Annotated in this window: 18 protein-coding genes and 1 tRNA gene; 12 read left to right on the top strand and 7 right to left on the bottom strand. The window is 42.0% G+C overall.

Features of this window, described 5'->3' with window-relative positions:
- The first annotated feature begins 238 nt into the window (after positions 1–238).
- Complete coding sequence (gene gap / locus QAI40_RS09685) at positions 239–1,255, top strand: type I glyceraldehyde-3-phosphate dehydrogenase (RefSeq protein ID WP_299980710.1); 1,017 nt, start codon at positions 239–241, stop codon at positions 1,253–1,255.
- A gap of 59 nt (positions 1,256–1,314) precedes the next feature.
- Here gap and QAI40_RS09680 read toward each other — a convergent pair whose 3' ends face one another.
- The 7 genes from QAI40_RS09680 to QAI40_RS09650 all read right to left on the bottom strand — a co-directional run bounded on the left by QAI40_RS09680 (position 1,315) and on the right by QAI40_RS09650 (position 10,903).
- The gene (locus QAI40_RS09680; protein ID WP_299980708.1) at positions 1,315–2,097 is read right to left on the bottom strand and encodes an ATP-binding protein; all 783 of its coding nucleotides are present in this window, start codon (positions 2,095–2,097) and stop codon (positions 1,315–1,317) included.
- Positions 2,094–2,399 (bottom strand): hypothetical protein, encoded by a 306-nt coding sequence (locus tag QAI40_RS09675; RefSeq protein WP_299980706.1) that lies wholly within the window; start codon positions 2,397–2,399, stop codon positions 2,094–2,096. Before QAI40_RS09675 ends, QAI40_RS09680 begins: the two co-directional genes overlap by 4 nt.
- A gap of 148 nt (positions 2,400–2,547) precedes the next feature.
- On the bottom strand, positions 2,548–3,453 hold the full coding sequence (locus QAI40_RS09670) for a dihydropteroate synthase (protein WP_299980705.1): 906 nt from the start codon (positions 3,451–3,453) through the stop codon (positions 2,548–2,550).
- Positions 3,454–3,528: 75 nt separating this feature from the next.
- Positions 3,529–4,869, bottom strand: coding sequence for an acetyl-CoA decarbonylase/synthase complex subunit gamma (acsC, locus tag QAI40_RS09665; protein ID WP_299980703.1), 1,341 nt, complete (start codon positions 4,867–4,869; stop codon positions 3,529–3,531).
- Positions 4,870–4,963: 94 nt separating this feature from the next.
- Entirely contained in the window at positions 4,964–7,174 is a 2,211-nt protein-coding gene (gene acsB / locus QAI40_RS09660; RefSeq protein ID WP_299980701.1) for an acetyl-CoA decarbonylase/synthase complex subunit alpha/beta, read from the bottom strand.
- Positions 7,175–7,243: 69 nt separating this feature from the next.
- Complete coding sequence (gene cooS / locus QAI40_RS09655) at positions 7,244–9,256, bottom strand: anaerobic carbon-monoxide dehydrogenase catalytic subunit (protein WP_299980699.1); 2,013 nt, start codon at positions 9,254–9,256, stop codon at positions 7,244–7,246.
- Positions 9,257–9,388: 132 nt separating this feature from the next.
- Complete coding sequence (locus QAI40_RS09650; RefSeq protein ID WP_299980697.1) at positions 9,389–10,903, bottom strand: acetyl-CoA decarbonylase/synthase complex subunit delta; 1,515 nt, start codon at positions 10,901–10,903, stop codon at positions 9,389–9,391.
- 482 nt (positions 10,904–11,385) lie between these two features.
- Between QAI40_RS09650 and QAI40_RS09645 the strand changes: the two genes are divergently transcribed.
- The 11 genes from QAI40_RS09645 (at position 11,386) to pth (ending at position 21,388) form a co-directional block, all read left to right on the top strand.
- Complete coding sequence (locus QAI40_RS09645) at positions 11,386–13,161, top strand: formate--tetrahydrofolate ligase (protein ID WP_299983513.1); 1,776 nt, start codon at positions 11,386–11,388, stop codon at positions 13,159–13,161.
- A gap of 127 nt (positions 13,162–13,288) precedes the next feature.
- Positions 13,289–14,176 carry a bifunctional methylenetetrahydrofolate dehydrogenase/methenyltetrahydrofolate cyclohydrolase FolD gene (folD, locus tag QAI40_RS09640; protein WP_299983511.1) on the top strand — a complete coding sequence of 296 codons (888 nt, stop codon included), beginning with the start codon at positions 13,289–13,291 and terminating at the stop codon, positions 14,174–14,176.
- A gap of 290 nt (positions 14,177–14,466) precedes the next feature.
- Entirely contained in the window at positions 14,467–14,793 is a 327-nt protein-coding gene (locus QAI40_RS09635; RefSeq protein WP_299983509.1) for an antibiotic biosynthesis monooxygenase family protein, read from the top strand.
- 330 nt (positions 14,794–15,123) lie between these two features.
- Positions 15,124–17,250, top strand: coding sequence for an acetate--CoA ligase family protein (locus QAI40_RS09630; RefSeq protein WP_299983507.1), 2,127 nt, complete (start codon positions 15,124–15,126; stop codon positions 17,248–17,250).
- A gap of 104 nt (positions 17,251–17,354) precedes the next feature.
- Positions 17,355–17,819 carry a 4'-phosphopantetheinyl transferase family protein gene (locus QAI40_RS09625; protein WP_299983505.1) on the top strand — a complete coding sequence of 155 codons (465 nt, stop codon included), beginning with the start codon at positions 17,355–17,357 and terminating at the stop codon, positions 17,817–17,819.
- Positions 17,820–17,843: 24 nt separating this feature from the next.
- Entirely contained in the window at positions 17,844–18,143 is a 300-nt protein-coding gene (locus QAI40_RS09620; RefSeq protein ID WP_299983503.1) for a DUF1844 domain-containing protein, read from the top strand.
- Positions 18,140–19,018, top strand: a complete 879-nt coding sequence (gene ispE, locus QAI40_RS09615; protein WP_299983501.1) for a 4-(cytidine 5'-diphospho)-2-C-methyl-D-erythritol kinase — start codon at positions 18,140–18,142, stop codon at positions 19,016–19,018. Before QAI40_RS09620 ends, ispE begins: the two co-directional genes overlap by 4 nt.
- A 21-nt stretch (positions 19,019–19,039) precedes the next feature.
- Positions 19,040–19,114 (top strand) — tRNA-Gln (locus QAI40_RS09610).
- Positions 19,115–19,146: 32 nt separating this feature from the next.
- Positions 19,147–20,085 (top strand): ribose-phosphate diphosphokinase, encoded by a 939-nt coding sequence (locus QAI40_RS09605; protein ID WP_299983499.1) that lies wholly within the window; start codon positions 19,147–19,149, stop codon positions 20,083–20,085.
- A 56-nt stretch (positions 20,086–20,141) separates the two neighbouring features.
- Entirely contained in the window at positions 20,142–20,795 is a 654-nt protein-coding gene (locus QAI40_RS09600; protein ID WP_299983497.1) for a 50S ribosomal protein L25, read from the top strand.
- An 11-nt stretch (positions 20,796–20,806) separates the two neighbouring features.
- Positions 20,807–21,388, top strand: a complete 582-nt coding sequence (gene pth / locus QAI40_RS09595) for an aminoacyl-tRNA hydrolase (RefSeq protein ID WP_299983495.1) — start codon at positions 20,807–20,809, stop codon at positions 21,386–21,388.
- Positions 21,389–21,869: the final 481 nt, after the last annotated feature.

The raw sequence follows: 21,869 nt of genomic DNA, 5'->3' as shown, positions 1-21,869 counted from the left end.
GTTTCACTATATGCAACTTTTAAAACCTCTGTCAAGGAATTTTGTGAACCTCTGCAAAATATTGGAAGTTTTGGCATGTGAACCTGAAAGATTGAATCTGCTACAGGCATATTAATGATTAAATTATGGAGCAGTTTGTGCTATAAGGTCAAAGTTATAGTCAATTGAGAATGAAAATTTGAAAGTGTTGAGGTTTCCCAAGCATTGTGGGACAAAGATCTTATGGAAATGATGAAAAATGAAAATTAATATTGCGATCAACGGCTATGGCAGGATCGGGCGCTGTATTACAAGAGCCTTATATGAATCGGAAAAGTTTTATGACAAAATTAATCTTGTTGCCATAAATGAAACAGCAGATGCAAAGACCATTTATCATTTGACCAAATATGATTCAACCCATGGCAGATTTCTTTTAAATGTTGAACATGAAAAAGGCTTTCTTGTTATTGGGAATGACAGGATAAGAGTGTTTCAAGAACAGAATATTGCGGATTTGCCGTGGAAAGATCTGAATATTGATGCAGTCCTTGATTGCACGGGATTTTATAATGACAGGGGGTCTGCTGAGCTGCATCTGCTTTCAGGGGCCAAAAAGGTTATTTTTTCACAGCCCGCAGCAGATAAAATGGATGCCACTATTGTTTATGGTGTGAATCATAAAATTTTAAAAAAAGAGCATACCATCATCTCAAATGCTTCCTGCACAACCAATTGCGTTATCCCTGTTCTTCATGTGCTTGACCAGGTCTTTGGAATTGAAAGCGGGGCCATTACCACTATTCATTCTGCCATGCATGATCAACCTGTAATTGACGCCTACAATTCTGATCTGAGGAAGACGCGGTCGGCTTTGCTGTCCATCATCCCGGTGAATACAGCCCTGGAAAAAGGGATCTCCAAAATACTGCCGTCCATGGAAGGAAAATTTGAAACACTGGCTATCAGGGTTCCCACCACCAATGTATCTATTATGGATATCGTTCTTATGGTAAAGTCTGATACGGATATTCAGGCAGTCAACAATGCGTTAACCAAAGCATCTGAACAGGGATTGAAAGATATCCTGGGCGTGACCGATGAATATCTGGTCTCCTGTGATTTTAATCATGATTCCCGATCTTCAATTATTGATCTTCACCAGACCCGGGTGAGCAGAAAGCGGCTGGTCAAAATCCAGGCCTGGTTTGATAATGAGTGGGGATATTCTCATCGGATGCTGGATACTACCATCGCTGCATTTCAAGCAAAATAAATAGTGCCCGCCTTGTGCTCGAAAAAATTTCAGGTTTTTTGCCAGACACTATAATCTGCTTAAGAACCCAGTTTAATCAGTTTTTTCGTGATCTCTATTAATTCTTCCGGTATCTGGGTGATATCATCAAAGGGGCGTGTCCCATCCCTGTCCGAACGAATAATTTCCTCCATTTCCGGAATAAATCCCAAAATTTCATAATCCGGCATGCTTGTCTGTATCAGTTTTTTATCTTCTTTAGATTTGATCCTGTTTCCCAGCACCACAATGTTTTTTATCCCGATATCATGGCCCAGCTTTCTTATTTTATCTGCCGCCACCCGGCTTCTTTTTCCCGGGTTCACAACCACGATAAGGGCATCCACAGATCCTGAGGTTGCTCTGCCCAGATGTTCAACACCGGCTTCCATATCCATGACCACTACTTCATTCCGGGCGAGCACAAGGTGGTTCATCAAGGCCTTTAAAATGGTTGCCTCAGGGCAGATACATCCTGACCCACCCTGTTGGACCGTTCCCATGACAAGCAGCTTTACCCCATCTTTTTCAAGGGAAAAGCGATCCGGAATGTCATCTACTTTGGGATTTAAGGTAAAAAATCCTCCCATTGTGCCGGGCGTAGCCCCTGTTCGCTCTGCAATGAGATCAGAGAGTTCTGAAACCGGAGTGATGGGTTTTGATTCATCAATGCCAAGACCTGCCGCAAGATTGGCAACAGGATCAGCGTCTATGGCAATAACTTTAGTCTCTTTATTTAGTGCGGCAATGGATCGGGCTATTAAAGAAGTGATAGTAGTTTTTCCGACACCGCCTTTGCCGCCGATTGCAAGTTTTAAACTCAAAACAGGTCTCCTGTGATTTTTTCTAATATACTTCCCTTGTCATCCAGAAGGAAAACTTCATAATTATTTTTTTGGGCCTGATCCATCAGGTCCTCTTTTATGATGGCCTGAACTTCATATTTATTATTCATAATATCCTTGGGCATTATAAGAAAGCATTGCTGTGCGATTTCTTTGGTTTTAAATGCCGGAATAAAAATGGCGTTTGTCTCTTTGTCCGTATAGCCCACAAATTGTTCATTGGATATTCCCGGGTTCTGAATAATTATATAATACCAGGTATCTTTTGCTTGATCATTCAATTTTTAAACTCCTCCCAAACGGTTTGTTTCAATCAAATATAAGACTGTTTTTTACAAAATAAAGGTGAAAGCGGCAATAGAAATAAAAAAAGCCCCGGCCTTATTTAAAATAAGGGCAGGGGCTTTTAATACTTAATACTTAATATGTCTAAATTTCAAGCCATGAATCAGAATAGAGTGTTTCACCCATAATGACTTTATAGGTTTTTGCATAATCCTGCATTTCTTTATCAAGGCTCGCAATATCCGGTTTGTTGCCATCCATCATACCATAGATCAGGTCAACTATATCTTGTCTTTCTCCCTTGGCGATGCTGGTCTGCTGTTTATCAAGGGGATCAGCAATAACGGATTTCATTCCGTATTTTTCAAGCATTACCATATAGGTCTGGTTCAAGATGCCACGTAAGTGTTCTGGAGGTCCATTGGAGATATTGGAAAGACCACAGGTGGATTTGGAACCCGGTGCCATGTCTTCCAGCATCATCTGGAAATTCAACAGGCTCATCAACTGCTGCTGCTGAATATTGACAGGCGTTACAATTCCATCAACCCAGATTCTCTCGTTGGCAATTCCGGCTTCATTGGCAAAATATAAGAGTTCGACAGCAAGCGCCGCTCTTTCATTTTCATCCCTTGGAAGACCATCGGGTCCCCACATCAGTGCAACAAAATCAGCATCATGTTCTACAGCAAGAGGCACCATTTTTTCATATCTTTCAGGTCGTGCCATAATAGAATTGATGATGTGCGGCTGATCAGCAGGTTTGCACACTTTAAGTCCTGCTTCAATGGCATCAATGTTGGAGGAGTCAAGAAGCAGGGGCATTCCCGGAAGTGCTTCCTGAACAACATTAACAACCCAGGGCATTAATTCTGTACCGAATTTTTTTGCCGGTCCTAAGTTAATGTCAATATAATCCATTCCCAGTTCTTTTTGTCTGACAACTTCTTCCTGAATGGGTACTGGATTACGTTTGGCTGGATCTGCTTCTCCGAATTCTTTTCCAATGATATTGGAAATGACGTTCAGACTTTCACCAAAAAGTATCATGTTTTTTTCCTTTTAAATTAAATATTTAAAAATTTTAAGCCGGGGCGGTGAAACTGTCCCGGCTTTTTTAATGACTTATTTGGATTTGAGGAATGCCGGCAGGTGAGCCGCTTCCCTCGGGCCAACCGTAATAGTCCAGCCGGGAAGTTCTTCTTCGATATCACCTGCAATAGCAGCCGCATACCCTGGAATAATGAGTTCAGTATGTTTTACCTTATCCATTATTCCGCTCTTTTTAACAAACATTCCCACATCATCGCCGCCAAATTTACCGGCAGCCCAGGCAGTCAGAACGGAAAGACCTTCAGAGTCTTTGACCAATAACCAGGCAGGCACTCTACTGGCCTCGATCTCACCGGAAACAATAAAGTAGGTCAATGCAAAGTTAGTGGTCACAAGAACCGGAGAATTTTCATCTGGATTGCCAATCTCAAAAATACCTTCTGTTACGGTCATGGGTCTTTGAGGATCAGTATAAATATTGAGCCTTTCAAGTAATAGCGGGAAGAGAGATTCTGAACTGAAATCAGACATGACAACAATGCCGCCGTATTTGGCAACAAACATTCCGGCGATAAGGGTTTCCATATCAAGGTTGGATGCCATCTCACACGGGAATGTAATGGTGGGAAACCCAAGCGATTTATTGGAAGCTTTAAGGGCAGCTCGCCTGATGGCAACCTGATCTTCAAGGGCCTGCTTGATTTCTCTTGAGCCCGGATCAAGAACAAGATCTTTGAGTCCCATACCGGTCAGTTTTTCTGTCAACGGCTGGAGTGCATCAACAGAATCAGCTTTAACGGCCAGAGGCAGATCATTGTCTTTTGCCAGAGCACCCATGTCATCCACGTTGTCAGCAGTCGCAGCATAAAGCAGCGGTCGTTTGAATCCGGCGGCTTCAATGCCGGCTTTCATTACAGCAAGGTCCTGTGTCATCAATACCAGATTGAATTCAGATTCTTTGGCGATTTTACCTGCAACGGCCGCAAATCCTTCTGCACCGTTACCCGCATCTTTAACAACCAGAAGTTCAGGTCTTAAATTTAAGCCAACCCGTTCGAACTGGAATGCATTATAGATTTTAAGGGCTTTATCAAGTTCTGCCGCATCAATGTCTGAAGATACAGTCGCTGCAAGAACGGTTGGATTGAAAAATGTTTTTTCATGTCTGTAAAGAACTGTTTCCCCGCCTGTTGTGGTTTTGCGCACACCTTTACCCAGCGCAACAGGGCGGATGGGAGGCGCAGATGCTTCAGCCAGCTGTTCTTTTGCTTCGTCGGAAACATAGGGGCACGCGTCCAGCTCCGCCTTTCCGGATGCAAGATTCATTGCAAAGGCAAGGCAGGTTGGAACCCCGCACTCCTTACAATTTGTCTTGGGCAGGAGTTTGAATATCTGTATACCGGTTAATGCCATTTTTTTCTCCTTAAGTTTTAAAAAACCTTATAAAAAGGTCCGGCAGTAGAAAATCTGGTGTGAAAAGCTGCCGGACCTTTTGTTTTATTAATGATTAAACAAGTGATTCCATGTCAAGTGCGGGATGACCTTTTTCCTTGAGGAAGGGCATGATTTCTTCCTCTGTCAGACCCACGGTTTCATCCGCTATCATGTCATAGAGACCCGGAACACCCATTGCTTCTCCACGGGCAACGATACGATCCTTCAGCTCCTCTTTGAGCTGTTTCGGCATCCAGACCATTCTAAGAAGACCGCCGTCACCCAAGATGAATTTACCTTGAGTGATATTGAACTTGGAATGACCCACAAAACCCGGAGAAGATGCACCACCGCCCATAACACCGGCAAGTGTGGTAAACTTCATGCCGCAGGGTGTCTCGCCTGCGTAATCACGGCCTACTGTCATGACACCGTTACAGCCCGGCAGCATGGCAGCGATACATTCGCAGCAGCCGCAGGTTGTCATGGGATCAATCACCATGGAGTAGAAGTTGTAATGGGTAACAGCCCCCCTGGAAGCTTTGTATATAAAGTCGTTAACACCTTTCCACTGACCAAGTTTCGTATCAAGACATTCACCCTTTTCAATGGGCTGGTTCGGTCCGGTGGGATTGATTTCAAAGGAAGCTTTACAGTCCATCCAGTTGTAAGCACCGCAAAGACCTGTTCTTTCAGGACTTACCGAACATACATGGTTGGGAGCAAAAGACTGGCAGAGCGTACAGGAGTAGTAAGTCTCCACATCCTCGTCTGTCATATTATCCACCCGGGCATCACGAGTCTTGTAGTTGGATCTGGCTGTGGCAGTCAGCTTGTCAACATCCGCTTTTTTTGTATAAAGGGTAATCTGAACCTTATCAACAATATTACCAAAATCCTGGTGGAATTTGGCATGGAGAACCACACCGATATCTTTCAGGGTAAAGCCTTTTTCAATGGCAGCTTTACTGATGCGAACCCAGGAGATATCTCTCTGGCCTATATGCATGACACCCTGAATATAGTTAACAAGATGATGTATCTGTCTTTCTATAATCGGTTCAAAGTCTGTCTGAAATTCACGTCCGGCAATCTGTACAAAGATTCCGAGCGGGAAGGTTCCGCCTTCTTTAATACCGTCAAGGTCAGGACCCTCAAGAATAACCTTTCCATCTTCAATATCACCTATGGCAGCCATTTTTACAAGCTCGGTGCACTGGGTTTTTCCACCGCCGCACTGTGCATGTAAATCCGCACCCCTTACTCGTTCACCTTCGTAAGCAGGACCGAATGAACATGCAATATCAACATCGGAAACAAGAGTTTTAAGTCCGCGGACTTCAACCGATTTTGCGCATATTTCATCATGGGAAACAGGGGATACAACATGCTCGTATGTACAGATACCCGTGGGAAGAATTTGGGTAATGTCGGTGTCGGCTATTGTTGGGAAACCCCAGTTTACACAGCCGGCAGCAGCAACGCCCCATTCGGTTCCAACATCCCCCAGAGCATTAACAAATGCAAATACTCTTTCTTTGTTGTACATGAGAATTTTTTTATAATCGCCTGGCTGAACACCACCGAAAGCCATTGCAACCCTGTTTGCAAAACCTGCTGCAAATACTGCTGAAGAAATATCAGGACCGAAACATGCTATTCGTGTGCTCCAGCCAACCTGCACTCCGGCTTCAATAAGCTGCTCGATTAAGGTTGTACCGTTATGGTTTGCAGCCAGGAACATATAAAGACCTCTTTGCTGATAATCTTCAATGATCATTTTTGCAGTTTCAGGATCGGGTGCAGAACCGACTATTGCAGCAAAACCAGGAGCTGTGCCATCAACAAATTCCACCCCTCTTTTCCTGAAGATGGTGTCATCTGCAGCGCCGGTCCAGAGTTTTCCGTTCTCAATATCTGGATCTTCTGCATGTAGATAAAAATCAGGTTCGTTAAGATACCTGAGCGCCTCTATGACTTCAAAGGATATAATTCCCGCCATTCCTGCGTCCAGAAGAGGCCCAAGGAACGGAAGCCAGTTTTTGCTTTTAATATGCGGGGGAAGAAGTCCCCGTGCTATATCCAGAGGTTCCTGTAAATCTTCAAGGGTTTCAACCTTGATTCCGAAAAGTGAATAGATTACCGGCAGATAATACCCGGTGTTGGGAAATCCTACTTTGGTATCTGCATTATAGGTTGCAAGAGCTTTTTTATACGCTCCTTCAGCCTGTGAAACAACTTTATAACCACCTTGAATGGCAGCAAATGCTATTAATCTTGACATTTTGTTCCTCCTTCGTTGAGGATTTTATATTTAATGATAATTTTACAATACATAATTTTAAAATTATTCCTAAAGAGCCTGGCGTGAAGCAAAATCCATCATAACCCTGTCTCTTGCCTTGTCAATACCGAGCGCTTTACGTTTTTTGTCAATATGCGCAATCATGAGATGGGCATGCTTGATAGGATCTTGTTCAGCACCCCACATACCGCCGTAAAGCTCTTCAAATTCTTTACAGATATAATCATTGAATACTGGGGCACCCGTTGTGGGCAGGTTGCTGAAAATAGTATAAACTCCGGAAGCAACAAAATAATGACCAATACTTATGGCCTTTTCACTCATCCATTCAGGAGCACTTCCTGCTACAGGCAGATCAGAAATGTCATTTCCAAGCCCTCCGGCCTTAACAACTTCTGTTGCCGCAAGAAGAATCCGGCTGTTGTCAACACAAGAACCTAAATGAAGAATAGGGGGAATACCAACTGTTTCGCAAACCTCAGCAAGACCGGCGCCGGCATGCGTTGCAGCAGCTTCAGGCATAAGCAGACCTTCCATGGCGCATGCTATTGCTGTACATCCGGTTGTAAGAACAATCACATCATTTTTGATCAGTTCCTTACATATCGCTATATGATCTTGATTATGCCTTGTCCTGGCATTATTACATCCAACTACGCCTGCAATACCCCGGATACGTCCATTTATTATGTTATCATTTAGAGTATAGTAAGTGCCTCGGAATGATCCCCCAAGATGATATTCTGTGGATTCAACACCAAAGCCTGCTACAAGAGGTGCTTTGTGCTGAGGAATCATTACTTCTGCACCACGGTTTTGAAAATTATCAATTGCCATTTTAACGATTCGTTTAGCATCTTCAATTGCATGATGTTCATCAAATTCAATATGGATAACATTTTCCTGTTCCATCTTGGCAATGGGATGGGTGGTGATCAGATGAGTATGGAAACATTTTGCAACGTTAGCAATATTTTGCATGATACACTGGATATCAACAACCATGGCATCAACTGCGCCGGTTATGATGGCAAGCTCCTGTTGTAAAAAAGTTCCGCATAATGGTACACCATGACGCTGAAGCATTTCATTGGCTGTACAACAGATCCCTGAGAGCTGGATACCTGCCGCACCTTTTTTCTTGGCATAATCAATCATCTCTTGGCTCTGTGCAACAGCTATAATCATTTCTGATAAAACAGGCTCATGACCATGAATAACGATGTTTACGTGATCCGCTTTCATGACACCGAGGTTGGCTTCAGACTGGAGGGGGTAGGGTGTTCCGAAAAGGATATCCTGCATGTCAGTGGCCAGCATGGAGCCTCCCCATCCGTCTGCAAGGGCTGCACGGGTACCTTGCTTCATAAGGTTTTTATAATCCTGGTCAACGCCCATATGGGTGCGGTGCATGATTTCAACAATTTCTCTGTCAATATTTCTTGGGATCACGCCCATTTTTTTCCAGAGTTCATAGCGGGCTTTGGGCGCTTTCTTCACGCTCAGGACTTCTCCTTCAGCCTTGCCCCATTCACCTAATGCAACTTCTGCTGTTTCAACTGCGATTTCATCAATGTCTCTGTCGAGCTCTTCTCCATCCACTTCAACAGTGGTGGCAACGCCAAGGTATTTGGCGACTTCAATAAGCTTATCAAAATCTTTAATTTTATAAGCTTCTGTTTCTTTTCGAGCCGCAGACAAAAAGATTTCTGCAACACAGCGTCCATGATCAGAGTGGGCAGCTGCGCCGCCGGCGATCATTCGGATAAAATTACGCGCCGCAATAGTATTGGCTGTGGCGCCGCAAAGACCTTTTCTTGTATCTTCTCCTTCAATCCCTGCTTTGGGAAGCGGTAAACGACAGGGACCCATTGAACAGTTTTTACAGCATGTGCCCTGCACTCCTATGGCACATTGTTTCATTGTAAGGGCTCTGTCAAAAATTGTTTCAATCCCAAGTTCATGGGATCGGGCTATCATCTCCTGTGATGCTACATCTATGGAAGATGCAACAGGATCTGCCAGTTTCGGAGCTTTAACTTTTTTCTTTTCTTCTGCCATTAGAGGTTCCTCCTCATATTATTATGTTACTAAATTTATCATTTAAACGGTCATTAATTTTTAAAAAAGCTTTTAAATCTTAAACCTTGATTCTGCATTTGCCAAAACCCGGTTTGAAGATCTTCAGCTGCCTTATCTTCTGATTTTCTTAAATTTAGACAGGCCGGATTTCTGGGTTTTGGCTGCTGTCATTGTAACCTTTTTATCCTCGGTTGTGCTAGCCTTTGCTATTCTTTCAGCCTGCTCTTCGGCTCTTTTTTGTCTTATTGCATCTTCTTCAGCTTCACGTTTGGCAACTTCTTCAGCCTTTGCCTTTGCTTCAGCATCAGCCTTTGCCTTTGTTTCAGCTTCTGCCTTTGCTTTAGCCTCTGCTTCAGCGTTAGCCTTAGCTTTTGCCTCTGCTTCAGCTTTTACCTCTGCATCTACTTTAGCTTTTGCCTCGGCTACAGCCTTTGCTTTGGCATCTGCCTCAGGATCTACGGCAGGAGCGGCAGGTGCTTCTTCTTTAGGAGCGGGAGCGGCTTTTGCCTCTTCCTTTTTAGGAGCCGGCGCTGCAGCAGCTTTAGGAGCAGCCTTTTTAGCAGGAGCGGCTTTCTTTTTCTCTTCTTCAATGGTGAGATCCGCTTCAGGTGCCATGCTGGCAAAATCAATCTCAACATCGTCCAGTCTTTTTGTAATAGGGGCAACATCCATTGCAGAACCACCGTCGGAAATAAGACCAATAAAGGCCTTGGCAAGTTTGATGGATTCAGGATGACGCATCATCAGTATGCTGGAACCTGAAAGCAGGTATGATACCGCCCCAACAGCTTCCATGAGAACAGCTCTTCTTTCAGGGTCACCCAGTTCGGGTGCGTCTTCTACGGTCTGTTTGGCTTCTTTGCATTTCCAGACCTCGTTACCCAGGTTATTGATCATGGGGTTCTGGAGCTTGTCATCACCCTGGGTCATGGCTGCCTGGGAAAGACGTTCCATCACAGAATAGGAATACTCAAGTCCATATCCCAGTCCACCGGTTGTGGGGTCAACAATAACATTGTCAAGGGAAAAGCCCAGGTTTTCAAGAAGAATGTTTACCTGTTTTGCAAGGTTGACATCAATGGGAGAAGAAGAGATGACAGTGTGGCCATATCCCATGGCAGCCGCACCGATACCTTTGTAGTTTTTTTCTTCAACCGGGCCAAGAATCAGACTTTCACCTTCACATACTTCACAAATCTTTTTTAATACTTCTTCGTCTTTGGCAGGGACTGCACAACCCCAGATAATAAGGGGAACGTTGATCGCGCCTAAGACATTTTTAACTGTTGCAGCTGCATCGTCAGCGCCCGCATCTTTGTCATTGGGATCCGTGCTTTTCAGTTGCAGAACAATGGCCTGTGCACCGTATTCGTCCACGCATTTTTTTGCCCATGCAGCAGGATCAGACACAACGTCCTTAAATGGTGCAAGGGCAGCTTCCGGCCAGTCTTCGGGTTCCATATCCCAGATTTCCATCGCAATGATGGGCTTGTTGGGCATTTCACCTTCAAACTGGTAAAAAGGATAACTGGTTTGTCCGCCGACGGTAAGGGCATTGTCACCTTTTCCTATGGTGATGCCTTTGATACTGCCGGCATAGGTTTCTTTGGTTATTTCAAATCCCACTTTTACCTCCTAAAGATAGTTATGAATTGGGGGGGGTTAAGATTAAACTGACAGGACGTTATCAGAAAAGGACAAATAAATAATGGAACAGCTAAATCAAACCCAGGTAACACTAACTTGAAGTATCTTCCCATTTAGGTGCCCTTATCATTTCTTAATTTGTTGATAACAGGATATGACTTATAATTTGTATGGTTTTTTGTCAATAGACGAGTAAATTTAATGATTTTGTGACTTAATCGTCAAACCCCCCAATAGAACTGAGATTCCGTGAAGGTTGCCTACAATGTGGTATCTCACTGAATGGAATTTAATTAATAAATTTAAGTTGTATAGGCGAAAAAAGTTGATTTTTTATTTTTTATTTAATAGGTAGATTATGCAATTAGAATTTTTATGACCAAAAATGTATATATTGGTTTCATCGGTACTTTATTTTTAACGACTCATTTTTCGAGTCAACAGCAATTAAGGAGTAAATCATGGCATTAGATCCAACCAAACATCTAGACTGGGAAATCGCAGAAGATGCAGAAAAAACAATGCTTACAATCTATGAAATTGGTGAAAAACTGGGGCTTACAAAAGAAGAACTTCTTCCTCAGGGTCACTATATTGCAAAAATGGATTTTAGAGCAGTACTTGATCGTCTTAAAGATAAACCAAACGGAAAATACATTAATGTGACCGCAGTTACACCAACCCCTCTTGGTGAAGGTAAATCAACATCAGCCATGGGACTTGTTCAGGGTCTTGGGAAAATCGGGAAAAATGTTTGCGCAGCTATCCGTCAGCCATCTGGCGGTCCTACAATGAACATTAAGGGCTCAGCTGCAGGTGGTGGTCTTGCCCAATGTATTCCTCTTACACCTTTTTCTTTGGGTTTCACAGGTGATATCAACGCCATCATGAATGCACATAACCTTGCAATGGTTGCGTTGACTTCCCGCTTGCAGCATGAAAGAAACTATACTGATGAACAGCTTGAAAGACTGTCCGGGATGAAAAGACTGGATATTGATCCCACAAAAGTAGAAATGGGATGGATCATGGATTTTTGTGTCCAGTCTTTGAGAAACATTATTATTGGTATTGACGGTGTAAATGGTAAAGCTGATGGTTTCATGATGAAATCAAAATTCGGTATTGCAGTCTCTTCAGAAGTTATGGCGATTCTTGCTGTTGCAACAGATCTTAAAGATATGCGTGAAAGAATGGGTAAAATCGTTGTTGCATATACTAAAAAAGGTAAACCTGTTACAACTGAAGATCTTCAGGTTGCAGGTGCCATGACAGCATGGATGGTGGACGCGTTGAATCCATCTCTAATACAGACTCTTGAAGGTCAGCCGGTTATAGTTCATGCAGGACCTTTTGCAAATATAGCCATTGGTCAGAGTTCCATTATTGCAGACAGAGTTGGTCTGAAACTTGCTGATTACCATGTTACAGAATCAGGTTTTGGTGCGGACATCGGATTTGAAAAATTCTGGAATCTTAAATGCCGCTATTCAGGTCTCATACCAGATTGTGCAGTTGTTGTTGCAACAATCAGAGCACTTAAATGCCATGGTGGCGCACCTGTACCTGTACCTGGTAAACCAATGCCTGAAGAATATAATTCAGAAAATGTTGATTGGGTTGCAAAAGGATGTGCCAACCTTATTCATCACATAAAAAATGTCAGAAAAGCAGGTATTTCTCCTGTTGTATGTATTAATGCATTTTATACAGATACAGATGCTGAAATTGCAAAAGTTCGTGAGCTTTGTGAAGCAGAAGGCGCAAGAGTTGCTCTTTCCCGTCATTGGGAGCATGGTGGTGACGGTGCTATTGAATTTGCAGAAGCTGTTGTTGCGGCTTGTGAAGAAAAGTCCGAATTTAAATTTCTTTATGAGCTTGATATGCCAATTAAAGAGAGAATTGATCTTATTGCCAAGGAAGTTTATGGTGCTGATGGTGTTGATTATTCCAATGAAGCAAATGTGGCTATTGACAGAATCCAGGCTGATCCCGAGCTTGCAAAAATGGGTATGTGTATGGTTAAAACTCATCTTTCTCTTTCTGACAACCCTGCTCTTAAAGGAGTTCCAACAGACTGGAGATTGGCCATAAGAGAAGTCCTTACCTATGGCGGCGCAGGTTTTATTGTTCCTGTTGCAGGCGCCATCAGCCTGATGCCGGGCACGGGCTCAAATCCTGCCTTTAAACGGGTTGATGTAGATGTGGAGACCGGGAAAGTACAGGGTGTATTCTAACAAGTTTCAAAAATAGTTCAATTTTTGAAACTTTTATTGCCGGGCTTAAATAATAGATTTATTTAAGCCCGGTTAGCGTTCAAAAAATTATTGTTTCCAGTTAAATTTTTTATATGGAGGTTTATAAATGACTGCTGAAATTATTAGCGGAACTGAAATAAGAAAGGCTATCCTCGCTGAGGTCAAAGAGGAAGTTGATCAGATGAAAGAAAAACATGGCATTGTGCCGGGTCTTGTAACAATTCTTGTGGGATCAAGCCCTGCGTCAATCAGCTATGTTACACTTAAGGTCAAGACTGCCATCAGTCTTGGTTTTCATGAAATACAGGATGACCAGCCGGAAGATATCTCCGAAGAAGATCTTTTAGGCTTGATTGATAAATATAATAATGACCCTGCTATTCATGGGATTCTGGTTCAGTTGCCTTTACCTAAACAAATTGATGACAAAAAAGTATTGACTGCCATCAATCCGGATAAGGATGTGGATGCGTTTCATCCGGTTAATGTGGGGCGGCTTATGATCGGTGGTGACGAAGCAAGATTCCATCCCTGCACCCCTGCAGGTATTCAGGAGATGATCTTAAGATCAGGCACTGAAACCTCAGGCGCGGAAGTTGTTGTTGTGGGAAGATCCAATATTGTGGGTAAACCCATTGCCATGATGATGGTACAAAAAGGTGTGGGAGCCAACAGCACCGTAACAATAGTTCATACTCGGACCAAAGATCTTGCTTCCCATTGTAAAAGGGCAGATATCCTTATCGTAGCAGCCGGCGTTCCTGATCTTGTAAAACCTGAATGGATCAAACCGGGATCAACCGTTATTGATGTTGGTGTAAACAGAGTGGGCATGAATGAAAAAACCGGAAAAGCCATTCTTAAAGGTGATGTTGATTTTGAAGCAGCCAAAAAGATTGCAGGAAAAATTACACCAGTTCCGGGCGGCGTAGGACCCATGACCATTGCCATGCTCATGAAAAATACATTGAGATCAGCAAAATTAAGTCTTTAATATTGTTGGAGTAATCTAAACAATAAGAGCAGATAGCCAATTGCCGGGATCAATAATAGTTGATCCCGGCAATTTTTTTTTGCATTCTCCCAGCAGATAATTATCCTCATGAAATTTTGATTACAGATTGACAACAAATTAGACAAATTGATAAGGTGAAAAATATTATATCACCCAATTGAAACTGAATTGTCAATTTCTTCATCACCAGTATCTTTCGATTGTTTATGCTGCAGTCTGTGTCAACACTTTTTTATCAAACAATCATTGTTTAAAAAAAGGAGCACATTATGGCAGTTTCCATTATTATCAGACGATCCGTAAAGGATGAGACTATGGCAGGCCGATTAGCCCCTTTGATCGTGCAACTCAGATCCCGAGCAACGGTTCAGCCTGGTTTTCTGACCGATCAAACCTTCAGTTGTTTAGACTGTGAAGGGGAGTATCTAATCATCAGCACTTGGAATTCCCTTGAGGACTGGAACAAATGGATGCACAGCGAGGAACGCATGGCCATTCAGCGCCAGGTGGATGAATTGCTGGGGGAAAAAACCCTTTACCGGTATTATGAAGCTGTTGTAGGCGGCATCCCTCCACGATTTAGCCCGGATAGCTGAACACAGAACCGTTGTCAATGAGATTGAGCAAATCAGCAGCATAAGCCATTCTTTCAGATTAAAGTGTATAGACACTTTGAAAAACTTTTACAAATTCACAACATCAATTATTCTGAAAGGTACCAAAATATATAAAACCTTATTTTAGATGATCTTCAACAGTATCAGGGCTCTTTGCCCCTGACTTTCCTTTGGAGTTTAGATAATACCCTGCAGCATGAAAACCAAATAGTAGAAAATTGTTTTATAAGATGATAATATGAACAGATAAATTCTTTGATATATCTTAAATGAAAAACAAAATTACCTTGGATATATAAAGGGGGAAGAATGGATAGGTTGGATGCAATATTTGCACCTGAAACCATAGCCGTTATAGGGGCATCAACTCAAAAAGGAAAGGTTGGGCATGATATTTTTGCCAATATCTTATCCGGAGGATATACGGGAACCCTCTATCCGGTTAATCCAAAAGCAAAATCCGTATCAAGCGTCAAGTGCTACACCAGTATAAAAAATATTCCTGATCCCATTGATCTGGGTATGATTATTCTTCCCCCGAAACCTGCTTTGCGGGCGGTAGAAGATTGTATTGCAAAGGGTGTCAAAGGGATAGTGATTGTCTCTGCCGGTTTTAAAGAGGTGGGCGGCGAAGGGGCTCAGATTGAAAAAGAAATCAAGACCTTGTGCGCCAGTGCCAAAGTAAGGCTGGTGGGGCCGAATTGCCTGGGAGTGATTAATCCATCTCCAAAAGTATCGTTGAATGCTTCCTTTTCAGCACGAATGCCCGCCCCCGGAAATGTTTCATTTATTTCTCAAAGTGGAGCACTTTGTACGGCTGTGCTTGATTATGCGGCAGACAAAGGATTTGGTTTTTCAAAGTTCATTTCGATTGGCAATAAGGCGGATGTGGATGAACTGGATTTATTAAGGTATTATCACAATGACCCTGATACAGATGTGGTCATGATATATATGGAAGAGCTTTCACGGAGCGCAGAAGAATTTATATCAGAAGTCAGAGAGATGACTTCGGGAACCAACCCAACCCATGTGATTGCCATAAAATCAGGTTCTTCAGATGCCGGTGCAAAGGCTGCCGCTTCTCATACAGGAGCCCTTGCAGGCTCTGATGCTTTGTATGATGCGATTTTTACCATGTCTGGAATCTTACGTTGTGTATCAGTCAATCAATTGTTTGATTATGCCCAGGCATTTGCTGCCAATAAATATCCGACAGGCGATAAGATTGCCATTATCACAAATGCAGGCGGACCCGGTATTATTGCTACAGACATGAGTGAACAATCCGGGTTGAAGCTTGCCCAATTTTCAGAAGATACCATTAAAGAATTAAAAAAATATCTGCCGGCCACAGCCAATTTCCAAAATCCTGTGGATGTAATCGGAGATGCAGCTAAAGATCGGTATGAAAACACATTGACCATTGTATTAAGTGACCATGGAGTGGATGCGGCTTTGATTATTTTAACGCCTCAATCCATGACCGATGCCATTGGTACTGCTGAAGCCATTGTGAATATTGCCAGGAACAGTATAAAACCCATCGTTTGCTCGTTTATGGGGGTCGTGGATGTGTCGGATGGCGTTAAAATTTTGCAGAAGCATAAAATACCCGTTTATCAGTTTCCGGAGAGTGCTGCCAGATCTTTAGGCGCTTTAAGGGAAGGAATGAAGTGGCTTTTCAGAAAAATTTTACCACAGTTTGAGCTGGAGTATGATACGGCTAAAGCAAAAGAGATTATAGAAAAAAATTTGAAAGAAGGCAAAATGGTTTTGGGCGAGCTGGAAGGGAATGAACTCCTTAAGTGTTACGGGTTCAAAACCCTTCCCATGGCTTTGTCTAAAAATAAGACAGAGGCCTGTAAAATTGCAGACCAGATGGGTTACCCGGTTGTCATGAAGATCGTGTCTCCTGATATTCTGCATAAGACCGATGCCGGCGGTGTTGTTGTCGGGATTGAGGATGGCGGAGGCGTAAAAAAGGTTTTTGAAATCATCATGGAAAAAGCAAAGGCCTATAATCCTGATGCACAAATAGAGGGCGTCTTGATTCAGAAAATGGTTCCTAAAGGGAAAGAAGTGATATTGGGATTATCAAAAGATCCTGTTTTTGGGCATGCCGTCATGTTTGGATTGGGCGGTATATTTGTTGAGGTCTATAAAGATGTTGCCTTCAGGTTATCCCCCATGGGTCGGAACGTGGCAAGAAGAATGGTTAAGAGCGTTAAGGGATATCCGATTCTTAAAGGATTGCGAGGAGAGGAACCGTCAGATATTGAAACCATAGAAAAACATATTGTTTCGTTAAAAGCCATGGCAGATAATCATCCCATGATAAAAGAGCTGGATATTAATCCCCTGTTTGTACACGAGGAAGGAGAAGGTGCAACCGTCGCAGATATTATTATTCAACTGGAAAATGAGGAGAGCTGATTATTTTTTTATATCCGGTCATTACAAAGGTGCCTGAAACGATTAAAGTTCTGAAAGGAAAAAAGAAAGTTGCTGCCTTAAGTCAGTTTGCCAGGAAAAGTGCGATGAGCTCCGGCTTAAAGTCAAAGCATCATGGGGACATATTTGAGAAGGATGCTTTGGGAGTCCCCAAGCCATCAAATGGTGTATACTGGTCTGTCAGTCATAAACCGGATTATGTGGCCGGGGTTGTCTCAACAGGAAAAATTGGAATTGACCTGGAGCGGATTAAAGAGGTTTCTGATGCTTTATTTGAAAGAATTATTGAACCGGAAGAGGAGGTGCATTTCAGGAATCAGGATAAAAACACAATTTTTTTTAGAGTATTTACAGCAAAAGAAGCCGTATTAAAAAAAACAACAGATGGGATCAAAGGACTGTCAAAAGTAAAAATAAAAACGGTTGTTGATGATGAAAATTTAGTTGTTCAGTATTTAGATGAAAAATATTTAGTTGAAAATTTTTATTTTGACGGATACCTTGTATCAGTGACAAAAGATCACTTTGATGTTCAATGGACATTAGAATAAGAAATTTATTCAAGGAGAAAGAAAATGGATGAGGGAAACGGTTTTACAATGAATGATGCCCCTTCAGGGACAGAAGACCCGTTAAAAATTGATTTTTCAAGCTTTATTTTGTCATTATACTCATCAGGACTGGTTCAGCTTGGCAAGGTTGAAGAACCGTCAACAGGAAAAAAATCCATTAACCTTGGCCTTGCAAAGCACACCATAGATATGATCGCCATGCTGGAAGAAAAAACCAAAGGGAATTTAACCGAGGAAGAAAACAACCTGCTCAAGGTGCTGCTCAGTGAACTCAGGATGGCCTTTGTTGAGGCAAAAGCTTGATAAAAAAGGTTAAATCCTTTGCAAAGATAAACCTGTTTTTATATGTTACCTCCAGACGAAAGGATGGGTATCATAATCTTTATTCTTTGATGACACAGATCGATTTGTGTGATGATATTTATATTGATTTTTCAAAAAAAAATTTGTCAATTGCCTGTGATCATCCGGATGTGCCGGAAGATGAATCAAATCTTGCCTATAAAGCAGCGGTATTGTTTTATCATTCTTTGAAAATAAACGGCTGTGAAGAAAAAAAAGATCTTTCCATTGAAATCATAAAAAGAATTCCACCGGGTGGGGGACTGGGCGGTGGAAGCAGCAATGCAGCGGCAGTTTTAATTGCTTTGAACGCTCGGTACAAAATGCCTTTTTCAAAGGCAGAACTGATGAAAATGGGATTGAACCTTGGCGCAGATGTCCCCTTCTTTATTTTTGGAAGCCCGGCAATTGCTAAAGGCATTGGAGAAAGGCTTGAAAAAGCGCTAAATTTGAGACCGTATCATCTTGTTTTATGTGATCCGGGGATTTTTGCATCAACAGCCAACGTATATAAAAATATTGATTTTAGATTGACATTAAATCAAAAATATAATAAGAAGACTGGTTTGAATGTACCTTTACGGGGGCAGGAATTTGATGTAAGGGATCAGATGCACAATGACCTTGAAGAATCGGCGTGCAGGCTCTATCCTGAGATCAAAGAAATAAAAGAAGAGATGGAGTTGTTGCTGAAAAGAAGAGTGGGTATGACGGGAAGCGGCTCGTCTCTTTTTGCTCTTTTTTCAGCCCGAGAAAATGCAAACAAGGGCTATGAAAGGCTCTTGAAAAAGTGGGCCAAGAGCAAAAGAAAAGTATTTCTCTCCTCGTTTAAGTAAAAATTGTGAGTTTAATTGTACTGGGGCGTCGTCAAGTGGCAAGACACAGGGTTTTGATCCCTGCATTCAGAGGTTCGAATCCTCTCGCCCCAGCCATATTTTAATAATTTGAAAAAAAGAGATTTGATATGAATGGCTTGTCAATTTTTGCGGGTAATTCGAATTTAATCCTTGCGGACAGGATTTCGGAATATCTTGCAAAACCGTTGGGAAGATTGAAAGTCGACCGTTTCAGTGATGGAGAGACCCAGGTTGAAATTCAGGAGAATGTCAGAAAACAGGAAATTTTTGTAATACAATCTACTTGTAAACCTGTAAACGACAATATAGTTGAGTTGTTGCTTTTGATTGATGCTTTTAAGCGGTCTTCTGCAAGTAGAATTACTGCGGTTATTCCTTATTTCGGGTATTCACGGCAGGACAAAAAAGTATCTCCCAGGGTTCCCATCAGTGCCAAATTAATTGCAGACCTTCTTGAGAACGCAGGTGTTCACAGGGTGATAACAATGGATCTGCATGCCGGGCAGATTCAGGGGTTTTTTAATTGCCCGGTGGATAACCTTTATGCTGCTCCGATCATAATTGATGATATTAAAACCCGTCATCCAGAAAAGCTGGTTGTTGTATCACCCGATGCCGGCGGTGTTGAGAGGGCAAGGGCATATGCCAAGCGGTTGAATGCAAGCCTTGCCATTATTGATAAAAGAAGAAGTGCGCCAAATAAGGCAAAAGCCATGGCAATTATAGGGGATGTTGAAGATAAAATAGCTATCATCCTTGATGATATGGTTGATACGGCAGGGACATTGACAGAGGCTGCAAGTGTTATCGTGGAAAAGGGTGCAAAAGAGGTTCATGCGTATTGTACGCATCCAGTGCTTTCAGGGCCGGCTATTGATCGAATCAACAAATCATCTTTAAGTTCTCTTGTTGTAACAGATACCATCCCTTTGTCTGAAGAAGCAAAACAATGTGACAAAATTGAGACGCTATCCATTGCCAAACTGGTTGGTGAAGCGATTATGCGTAGTTACAGGGGTGATTCTGTAAACTCTCTATTTGTATAAAATAAGTATATATTAGTTTTTAAGCATGCATGCATGCAGTTACGGAGGAGAAAACATTGGAATTAATTGAATTAAACGCAAAATCAAGAGAATTAAGTGGTAAAGGCGCTGCCAGAAAATTAAGAAGAAATAATGCCATACCTGCGATTGTCTACGGGGCAAAGGCAGATCCTGAAATGCTTTCCATTAATACAATAGATTTTATTAAAATTATCAGGAAACATGGTTCAAAGGGTCTTTTTTTCAATCTCAATATTGAAGGAGATTCTGGGAAGAAAAAGAGCGTCATGCTCAAGGATATGCAGATGGACACCTTTGGTTTGAACTATCTGCATATTGATTTGCATGAGATTGATATGGATGCCACGGTTACAATAAGTGTGTCTGTAGAAACTATTGGCGAAAGCAAAGGCGTAAAAGAAGGAGGGCTTCTCCAGCTTATTCGGCGTGAGCTTGATGTGGTTTGTAAGCCGTCTGATGCGCCGGACACTATCCAGATTGATATTACCAACCTTGATGTGGGTGATGCAGTTCATGTGGAGGATATTGATCTGGGTGAAAATGTTGAAATTCCCCATGAAGTTAATTTTACAATAATCACAATTGTAGCGCCGACTGTTGAAGAGGAAGAAGTTGAAGAAGAAGACGAACTCATGGAAGAGGGAGAAGTTGAAGCTGTTCCTGCTGATGAAGAGACTTCCGAAGAGTAATTTCATTGTAGATGTCGGATTTGAAATTTAAAATTATAGCGGGCCTGGGCAATCCAGGTAAAAATTATGCCCGGACCCGTCATAATATCGGCTTTTTAGTCGTTGAAGCACTGGCTTCAAAATTCCGCCTTACCATTAATAAATCCCGTTTTGATTCTGAGTATGTGAAAGCAAGGATTAAAGACAGAGAAGTTTTCCTTGTAAAGCCTTTAACCTATATGAACAAAAGTGGGTTTCCCATCCATAAATTTGCCTCATATTATAAAGTCGGTATGGAAGATATCATTATTGTTCATGATGATATAGATCTTTCTTTCGGGAAAATTAAAATTGTTAAAAGCCGTGGACATGGCGGACATAACGGGGTGCGATCCATTATGGATGCTTTCGGCAAAAAGGATTGCATCCGGATTCGAGTAGGGGTGGGCCATCCCGGATCAATAGAGGATGTAACAGGGCATGTCCTGGGGCATTTTTCTCCTGATGAAATAAAAATACTGGATCATTGTATCGACACTGCGAGGGATGCCTGCCTTTATATCCTTGAAAATGGTGTCACCGCTGCCATGAATTTATTTAACACCAAACACTAAGCTGTTATAGTAATATAAAATTCTTGTTTTTTCCGTTTGTACAATTCTTTTATTGGAGGGGGGTATGACCTTTGTCCTGGAACCGAAATTTGCTTTTGGTCAGGGATCAGCCGGGGTAGAAAATGGTGTTGAAAAACTCAATAATTTCAGGGAAGATATTATTTATATTTAAGTTTTCATAAAATTATTTCATCAGCAATTCTCGGTGAGGATTTTTTTCATGCGTCAGTATGGTTTTCCATTAAAAGGTAAATATTTTTTTCGTAAACTATTGCCCAAATCTCACGTAAGTTATTGATATTACAGGAGAAAAATAAGCCTAGATTTTGTCTTAAAAATATTGTATATTTTCAGCATGTTACAATATGACAAAGCAAATACCAGTGCATATTAAAAAACACCTGGGCTTTACAGGCTTAAGAAAAATACTGTCAAAACGATTCCTTAAAGTCAAAGACAGCCGTGAAGCAGACAGGGTTAA

The sequence above is a fragment of the Desulfobacula sp. genome, assembly GCF_030611305.1.
Taxonomy (GTDB): Bacteria; Desulfobacterota; Desulfobacteria; order Desulfobacterales; family Desulfobacteraceae; genus Desulfobacula.
This window is presented reverse-complemented; position numbering and strand designations above follow the sequence as displayed.

What these genes read in the sequence shown, in the direction of transcription:
- gap (WP_299980710.1), top strand. Translation starts at nt 239, where the DNA reads ATGAAAATTAATATTGCGATCAACGGCTATGGCAGGATCGGGCGCTGT.
- QAI40_RS09670 (WP_299980705.1), bottom strand. Translation starts at nt 3,453, where the DNA reads ATGATACTTTTTGGTGAAAGTCTGAACGTCATTTCCAATATCATTGGA.
- acsC (WP_299980703.1), bottom strand. Translation starts at nt 4,869, where the DNA reads ATGGCATTAACCGGTATACAGATATTCAAACTCCTGCCCAAGACAAAT.
- acsB (WP_299980701.1), bottom strand. Translation starts at nt 7,174, where the DNA reads ATGTCAAGATTAATAGCATTTGCTGCCATTCAAGGTGGTTATAAAGTT.
- cooS (WP_299980699.1), bottom strand. Translation starts at nt 9,256, where the DNA reads ATGGCAGAAGAAAAGAAAAAAGTTAAAGCTCCGAAACTGGCAGATCCT.
- QAI40_RS09645 (WP_299983513.1), top strand. Translation starts at nt 11,386, where the DNA reads ATGGCATTAGATCCAACCAAACATCTAGACTGGGAAATCGCAGAAGAT.
- folD (WP_299983511.1), top strand. Translation starts at nt 13,289, where the DNA reads ATGACTGCTGAAATTATTAGCGGAACTGAAATAAGAAAGGCTATCCTC.
- QAI40_RS09635 (WP_299983509.1), top strand. Translation starts at nt 14,467, where the DNA reads ATGGCAGTTTCCATTATTATCAGACGATCCGTAAAGGATGAGACTATG.
- QAI40_RS09630 (WP_299983507.1), top strand. Translation starts at nt 15,124, where the DNA reads ATGGATAGGTTGGATGCAATATTTGCACCTGAAACCATAGCCGTTATA.
- QAI40_RS09625 (WP_299983505.1), top strand. Translation starts at nt 17,355, where the DNA reads ATGAGCTCCGGCTTAAAGTCAAAGCATCATGGGGACATATTTGAGAAG.
- QAI40_RS09620 (WP_299983503.1), top strand. Translation starts at nt 17,844, where the DNA reads ATGGATGAGGGAAACGGTTTTACAATGAATGATGCCCCTTCAGGGACA.
- QAI40_RS09605 (WP_299983499.1), top strand. Translation starts at nt 19,147, where the DNA reads ATGAATGGCTTGTCAATTTTTGCGGGTAATTCGAATTTAATCCTTGCG.
- pth (WP_299983495.1), top strand. Translation starts at nt 20,807, where the DNA reads ATGTCGGATTTGAAATTTAAAATTATAGCGGGCCTGGGCAATCCAGGT.